6 protein-coding genes and 1 riboswitch are annotated in these 7,367 nt (G+C 73.2%); of the genes, 4 read left to right on the top strand and 2 right to left on the bottom strand.

Annotated elements, in window-relative coordinates:
* The 3 genes from JFN87_RS30970 to JFN87_RS30960 form a co-directional block, all read left to right on the top strand.
* Positions 1 to 1,441: serine hydrolase (locus tag JFN87_RS30970; protein WP_209345516.1), on the top strand; the 1,441-nt coding region annotated here is incomplete at its 5' end.
* Positions 1,442 to 1,702: 261 nt separating this feature from the next.
* Positions 1,703 to 3,556 carry a DUF8823 domain-containing protein gene (locus JFN87_RS30965; RefSeq protein WP_209345514.1) on the top strand — a complete coding sequence of 618 codons (1,854 nt, stop codon included), beginning with the start codon at positions 1,703 to 1,705 and terminating at the stop codon, positions 3,554 to 3,556.
* Positions 3,557 to 3,894: 338 nt separating this feature from the next.
* Positions 3,895 to 4,683 (top strand): SAM-dependent methyltransferase, encoded by a 789-nt coding sequence (locus JFN87_RS30960; RefSeq protein WP_209345512.1) that lies wholly within the window; start codon positions 3,895 to 3,897, stop codon positions 4,681 to 4,683.
* Between the two features lie 94 nt (positions 4,684 to 4,777).
* Here JFN87_RS30960 and nicT read toward each other — a convergent pair whose 3' ends face one another.
* Positions 4,778 to 5,947: a Nickel transporter NicT gene (nicT, locus tag JFN87_RS30955; RefSeq protein WP_209345518.1), complete on the bottom strand. Its 1,170-nt coding sequence runs from the start codon at positions 5,945 to 5,947 to the stop codon at positions 4,778 to 4,780.
* A gap of 29 nt (positions 5,948 to 5,976) precedes the next feature.
* Positions 5,977 to 6,184: riboswitch (cobalamin riboswitch) on the bottom strand.
* Between the two features lie 113 nt (positions 6,185 to 6,297).
* On the opposite strand from nicT, the gene JFN87_RS30950 reads away from it, so the two are divergent.
* Positions 6,298 to 6,654, top strand: a complete 357-nt coding sequence (locus tag JFN87_RS30950; protein WP_209345510.1) for a metalloregulator ArsR/SmtB family transcription factor — start codon at positions 6,298 to 6,300, stop codon at positions 6,652 to 6,654.
* 16 nt (positions 6,655 to 6,670) lie between these two features.
* On the opposite strand, the gene aroQ is transcribed toward JFN87_RS30950, so the two are convergent.
* Complete coding sequence (aroQ, locus tag JFN87_RS30945; RefSeq protein ID WP_209345507.1) at positions 6,671 to 7,195, bottom strand: gamma subclass chorismate mutase AroQ; 525 nt, start codon at positions 7,193 to 7,195, stop codon at positions 6,671 to 6,673.
* Positions 7,196 to 7,367 lie beyond the last annotated feature (172 nt).

The following is a 7,367-nucleotide window of genomic DNA, read 5'->3' as shown; positions in this document are numbered from 1 at the left end:
GGCCGAGGCCGCGCGGCCCGGCGCGTCCGCCAGCAGCACCTTCGTGCCGCTCAAGCGCGACGACGCGCCCGCGCCCGCGTCGTCGGCCCCGTCGTCGCCGCTGCCCCCGTGGCCGAAGGCCACCCCGCAGGCGCCCGCGGACCCCGAGCGCACCACCCAGCAGCCCGTGCCGCCCAAGGAGCCGCTGGACCTGCTGGCCGAGCTGACGAACACGCCCGATACCCCGGCCCGCACCGTCCTGCGGCGGTTCAGGATCTGGACACCGCTGGTCGTGCTGCTGGCGATCATCTACGTCGTCGTGCAGGGGGTGCGCCCGCTGCCCGAGCCGTCGCTCGCGCTGACCGCGGCGTCGACGTACCGCTTCGACGGCTCCGCGCCCCAACTGCCGTGGCCCTCCGAGGGCGAGGGCTACCTGGCCGCGCCAGGCCTCGGCACCATGGACTCCTTCGGCGAGCAGAAGTCCGTGCCGGTCGGCAGCGTCGCCAAGATCATGACCGCGTACCTCGTCCTCAAGGACCACCCGCTCAAGGTGGGCCAGAAGGGCCCGTCGATCACCATCGACAAGCAGGCCGAGCAGGAGGGCGGGCTGTCCAGCGAGGGCGAGTCGACGCTCGACACCGTGAAGGCGGGCGACAAGCTCTCCCTCAAGGACGCCCTGTCCGCGCTGATGGTGCCGTCCGCGAACAACATCGCCCGGCTGCTGGCGCGTTGGGACGGCGGCACGCAGGCCGCGTTCGTCAAGAAGATGAACGCGCAGGCCAAGGCGCTCGGCATGGACAACACCACGTACACGGACCCGTCCGGCCTGAAGGCCACCACCGTGAGCACCGCCCAGGACCAGGTCAAGCTGGCAGAGCAGGTCGTCGGGATCCCCGCGCTGATGGCCATCACGTCGCTGCCGCAGTGGACGGACCCCTCCGGCCACACCTGGCGCAACTGGAACACGCTCGTGCCGTACCACGGCGCGATCGGCATCAAGACCGGCACGACCACCGCGGCCGGCGGCAACCTCGTGTTCGCCGCCAAGAAGAACGTCGACGGCAAGGACCAGCTCGTCGTCGGCGCGATCTTCGGCCAGCACAAGCCGCCGATCATCGACACGGTCAACGCCGTCAGCAAGACGGCGATGGTCGCCGCCGAGAACGTGCTGAAGCGGGCCACCGTCGTCAAGAAGGGCCAGGTCGTGGGCGAGGTCGACGACGGCATGGGCGGCACGACGCCCGTCGTCGCGACGGCGGACGCCAAGGCGGTCGGCTGGGGCGGCCTCACCGAGCAGCTGCGGCTGACGGAGGAGTCCGGAGGCATCCCGCACTCCGCGAAGGCCGGCACACGCGTGGGCACGCTGACCGTGGGCAACGGCCTGAGCAGCACGAAGATCCCGGTCGCGTTGCAGAAGGACCTGGTGGAGCCCGGCTTCGGCGCGAAGCTCTCGCACTTCTGAGCGGGCCGTCCGTGCGGGCCGTCCGTGCGGGCTGTCCGAGCGGGCCGTCCGTGCGGGCCGTCCGAGCGACCCGCCCGTGCGGGCTCGTGGGGTGAACGCCGGGCCGTCCCGTGCCCGGCGTTTTACCCCGGGCCCCGCCCGGGCCCCGCGTGCTAGCGTCCCGGGTCGGGGTGGGGGACGGGAGTGTGCGGCAACTGTTCGGCGGGACCACGGCGTCCTTCCACGTGCCGGACGACCATGGGGAGACGTTGGAGTGCCGCAGTGACCACCGCCGAGCCATCGCGTACGTCGCGCACGCAGCAGGCGCCGCTCACGCCGACGCGCGTGCCCAAAGCCCGCGAGCCGCTGTCCTCGGAGGGCGGCCGGTCGCGTCGGGCCGGGCCGTCCGGAATCCCGCGGCCCGCGGCGCGCCTGCGGGCGCTCGCACTGCGCCATCCCGTCCTGCTGACGGGGCTCGTCGCCGCAGCCGCCCACCTGGTGTGGTTCTTCTTCCTCGCCAACAGCGGCGGTGACATCGCCGCGCAGGACGCGTGGGCCGAGTTCGTCGGGCGCCACCCCGACTCGGCGTACAACCTCGCCTGGTACGGCGGCATGCACCCGGTGTCGTACAGCGTCGTCTCGCCGTACCTGATGTCCGTGCTCGGCGTGCGGACGACGATGATGGCGGCCGGGACGGTGTCGGCGGCGCTGACCGCGCTGATCCTCGTGCGAGTCAAGGCCGTGCGCAACCCGATCGCGTGCTCCATGGCCGGGGTGTTCGCGTTCTTCTGCAACGCGATGTCCGGGCGTGTGACGTTCGGGCTCGGTGTGATGTTCGCGCTGGGCGCGGTCGCCGCCACGTTCTGCTGGCCGCGCCGATGGCGCACGAAGCGGTGGGCGAAGGCGGCGGCCGCCGCGCCGCTCGCCGGGCTCGCGACGGCCGCGAGCCCGGTGGCCGGGCTCTTCCTGGGGATCGTCGCGGTCGCGCTGTTCATCCGCAAGCGGCGGCCGGGCGCGTACACGCTCGGCGTGCCGCCGCTCGTCGTCGAGGCGCTGTCCATCTGGCTGTTCCCGTTCTCCGGCACCCAGCCGATGTCGCTCGGCACGGCCTCGCTGCCGTTCGTCTTCGCGGTGGCCGTCGTCGTGCTCGTCCCGAAGGACTGGCGCACCACGCGGACGGCCGCCGTCCTCTACGCGCTCGGCACGCTCGCCACCTGGGCCATCGACTCGCAGATCGGCTCGAACATCTCGCGGCTCGCGATGATCATGGGCGCGGTGGTGTTCCTCGCGGCCATCCCGTACACGGTGCGCGGCTCGGTGCGCTGGTGCGCGCTGCTGCTGTGTTTCGCGGGCGTCAACGTGTGGACGGGGTTCAAGGGCGTCGACGACATGGTCATCACCGCGCCCGCCGCGTCCTGGACGCGCGAACTCGCTCCGCTCGTGCACCAGCTGCAGAAGGTGGACGCGAACAAGGGGCGCGTCGAGGTGGTCCCGGCGCGCAGCCACCGCGAGGCGTCGGCGCTCTCGCCGTACGTCAACCTGGCGCGCGGCTGGAACCGGCAGGCCGACATCGAGCGCAACCCGCTCTTCTACGACGACACGCTCACCGCCGGCAACTACCGCGGCTGGCTGGACCGGTGGGCCGTCCGCTACGTCGTCCTGCCCAAGGGCAGGCCGGACGAGGGCGCGGCGCGCGAGGCTGCGCTCGTCCGGCACGGCCAGCCGTACCTGCACGAGGTGTGGGGCGACGCCAACTGGCAGCTCTACGCGGTCAAGAACCCCATGCCGATGGCCGACCCGCCGGCCACGGTGGACAGCGCGGGCGCGGGCGAGCTGACCATCCACGTGAGGAAGGCGGGCAAGGTGCTCATCCGGGTCCCGTACTCGCCGTGGCTCGGCCTCGTCGACGCGGACGGCAAGAGGGTGCTGCCGCCGCAGGAGACGCCGGCGTCTAAGGCGCGCGACGGGAAGGGGCCCAAGCAGTACACCAACCCCGCCGGCTGCCTGACGAAGGCGAACAAGGACGAGGACGGCGACGAGTGGACGTTCCTGCTCGCGCCGAAGCCCGGCGTGTACCGGATCGCGGCCCCGTACCAACTCCCGCGCGGCACGGGCTGCCCGAAGGAACTGCGCTGACCCGCGCTGGGCGCGCCTGGCGCGCCCGCCTGCGCTCCGGGCGGCGCCGGGCCCGGCGATGTCCGTGCCAGAACGTGCCGGGTGCCTCCGCGCCGCCGGTGCCGGACGGCGCGGAGACCAGCGGCTGAGCGACGGGCCCGACCCGGCGGAGACGAGCCGCCCGCGGAAACCGGGGAAGCGGGCGTCATGGGCGTCCGGCGGCCGGCGCGACGGCCCCGGGCCGGCCCGCCTCAATCCCCGCGAAGGCGGCCCGAGTCGGCGCTGTCGTACCGGCGTGATAGAACACGGTTCCGGGTGGGGCATCGCCCCGCCGTTCCTTCGCGCACGGGAGGCCGGCCATGACGGCGGAAGCGGGACCGAGGCCCCAGGTGGACACGAGCAGGCCGCATCCTGCGCGGGTCTACGACTGGCTGCTCGGCGGCAAGGACAACTACCCCGTCGACCGTGATGTCGCGAGGAGCCTGCCGGCCGAGGCCAAGGACGCCGCGCGGCAGAACCGCGCCTTCATGCACCGCGCGGTCGCATGGCTCGCGCAGCAGGGCACCGACCAGTTCCTCGACATCGGTACGGGCATTCCCACCGAACCCAACCTCCACCAGGTCGTCCAGTCCATCCGCCCCGCGGCCCGCATCGTGTACACGGACAACGACCCCATCGTCCTGCGGCACGCGGAGGCCCTGCTCATCAGCGGGCCCGCGGGCAGCACGGACTACATACAGTCGGACGTCCGCACGCCCGGCGCGATACTCGAACACGCCCGCGCCGTACTGGACTTCGAGCGCCCGGTCGCACTCTCACTCATCGCGCTGCTGCACTTCGTGACGGACGACCAGGACCCGTACGGCATCGTCCGCACGCTGGTCGAAGCCCTGCCGTCCGGCAGCCACCTCGTCATGTCGCACGCCGCGTCGGACATCGTGCCCGAGCTGTCCGACCGCACGGTCCGCGAGTACGCCAAGGGCGGCATCCGGCTCGCGTTCCGCACGCGCGCCGAGTTCGGCCGCTTCTTCGACGGCCTCGAACTCCTCGACCCGGGCGTCGTGCCGCTGCCCGAGTGGTACCGGGGCGATGAGGCGCCCGAGCCGGAGATGAGCGGCATCTACGCGGCGGTCGCGCGCGTACCCTGACCGGCACGCCGGGGCCGGTACCCGGCCATCCGGCCCCGCACCACGGCTGCCGTTCATACGACCCTGGCCCGGCCCGCTTCCGGATGACCCCGTTTCAGCCGGCGCCCGCGCCGGCCCCGCCGCCGTCCGCCGCCCGCGCGGACCAGCGCTCCTCGACCTTCGCGAGGCGCCAGTAGGCGAGCGCCGCCGCCCACACCACCACGAAGAGCCCCACGACGATGTAGCCGACGTTCCCGAGGTCCAGGCCCGCCACCCAGTTCGTCACCGCGTCGCGCAGGTCGAGCTTGTCGTGCAGGACGCCCACCAGCTCGATCGTCCCGATGACGAACGCGACCGCGATCGACAGGCCCGTGATGGCGAGGTTGTAGAAGACCTTGCGCACGGGGTTGGCGAACGCCCACTGGTAGGCGAAGTTCATGAACGTGCCGTCCAGCGTGTCGAAGAGGCTCATCCCCGCCGCGAACAGCAGCGGCAGGCTGAGGATCGCGTACCACGGCAGGCCGGCCGCCGCGCCGCTCCCGGCCATCACCATCAGCGTCACCTCGGTGGCCGTGTCGAAGCCGAGCCCGAACACGAAGCCCAGCGGATACATCTGCCCCGGGCGGCTGATGGATTTCGTGAAGCGGCCGAGGAAGCGGTTCATGAAGCCGCGCGAGTCGAGGTGGGCCTCCAGCTCGACCTCGTCGAAACGTCCACGCCGCATCGCCCGGAACACCCGCATGATGCCGGCGAGCGCGACGAGGTTGAGGGCGGCGATCAGGTAGAGGAAGCCGCCCGAGACGCTCGTGCCGACCGTGCCGAGCGTCTTGTGGGCCGCCGAGTCGTCGTCCATCAGCGTGCCGGCGAGATGCGCGCCGCCCGCGACGAGCGCCGCCATCGCGACCACCACGCTGGAGTGGCCGAGCGCGAACCAGAAGCCGACGGAGACCGGCCGCTTCCCGTCGGACATCAGCTTGCGTGTGGTGTTGTCGATGGCCGCTATGTGGTCGGCGTCGAAGGCGTGCCGCATGCCGAGCGTGTAGGCGGTGACGCCGAGGCCGATCCCGAACGCCTTGGAGCCCACCTCGTAGTGGTTCGGCACGACCAGCAGGAACAGCACGCCGAACGCGACGACGTGCAGGGCGGCGATCACGGAGAGCAGTCCGGCCGTGCGCAGGGTGTCCTCGCGCCGCCAGGCGAAGGGTCCAGAGGAACGCGCGGACGCGGCGGTGCCGCCGGCCGATGACGGCGACGGCGATGACGATTCGGACGTGGGCAGGCTCAACTCGGTCACGCTCCAGCACCTCGTGGATCAACTCGTGAGATGCCGTGGCCGGTCTCCTGGCTTACGGGTTCGCTGACGCACGCTCTCCGTCCGGCCTTCCCGGCTGCCTTGCGGCGGCCAGTGGCCTGGTCCTACGGACGGGAAGCTCCCCGATCACAGTGGCGAGGGCCGCTCCGGCCTCGGACCCCGTAGGGGTCCCCACCGGTCTTCCCGAGCACCACGGCGCCGCCAGACTACGGTCACCCGCACAGGGCTCGCAAGGCTGCACAATTGCGCAAGTGTTGCTCTCGTCGGTGTTCCATCTCACGCCAATCGGCGGTGTACGCGCGGCTGCTGAGAGAATCGGCCGCATGCATCTCGTACCGGCCGAGCGCGCGGACCACCGCATCATCGACGGACACCTCGTCTGCGACGCCATCGCCGCCATCGGCGAGCCCGACACGGTCAGGGCCGCGGCCGACCGCTTCTCGCTGCTCGCCGAGCCGGGGCGGCTCGCGCTGCTGCTCGCCCTGCGCGCGGTGGGCCCGATGGCCGTCTCGGACCTCGCCGTCGCCACCGGCATGAAGGACCCGGCCGTCTCGCAGGCGCTGCGGCTGCTGCGCTCGGCGGGCGCGGTCGCGGGCGAGAAGGACGGCCGTATCGTCCGCTACCGCGTCGTGGACGCGGCCCTGATCGCGCTGCTCGACCAGGTGCGCCTGCCGGCCTGAGCCCGGGAGCGGCCGGCTAGCGGCACACCGACCGCAGCGCCGTCCTGAGGGCCTCGCGGTGCAGGGCGTCCAGGCCGTCGCCGATCGAGCCGGAGACGTCCGCCTCCGTGAGCTCCGCCGCGCAGCCGGCCGACGGCTGCCGCACCCGCTCGGTCGCGACGAGCTCCCGCAGGATGTCCCGGGTGACCGCGTCCAGTTCGGTGCGGATGGCGTCCAGGCTCGGGCGCTCTGACGGGGCCGTCGCGGGGTCGGCCTCCCAGCGTGCGAGCAGGCCGCGCTGCACCACCTTGCTCGCGGCGATCTGGTCCTCGAAGAACCGTGCGGTGGACGCGGGGTCGAGGCCGAGCCCGGCGGCCTGACGCCGCACCTTCGCGAGCTCCTGCCGTTCGCGCTCGGGATCGTCGACGGGTGCCCCCGTGCCGCGTTTCGCCGCGGCGACCTGGTCGCCGAGCCGGAGGCGGCGGATGGCCAGCGCGGTGAGCGGGCCGAGCGGCCCGAGCGCCCCGGCGGCCGCGGGCGCCGCCGCCCCGGAAGGCGGCACGGGGGACCGGGAGAGCGCACGGCGGGTGTCCGGCCACCCAGGGGGCACGGAGGCCGTGCGCACCACGAGAAGGGGGGGGGGGGGGGGGGGGGGGGGGGGGGGGGGGGGGGGGGGGGGCGGGGGGGGGGGGGGGGGGGGGGGGGGGGGGGGGGGGGGGGGGGGGGGGGGGGGG

The sequence above is a fragment of the Streptomyces montanisoli genome (genome assembly GCF_017813245.1).
GTDB classification, from domain to species: Bacteria; Actinomycetota; Actinomycetes; order Streptomycetales; family Streptomycetaceae; genus Streptomyces; species Streptomyces montanisoli.
The sequence above is the reverse complement of the archived record's forward strand: the minus strand, read 5'-3'. Positions and strand labels throughout refer to the sequence as shown.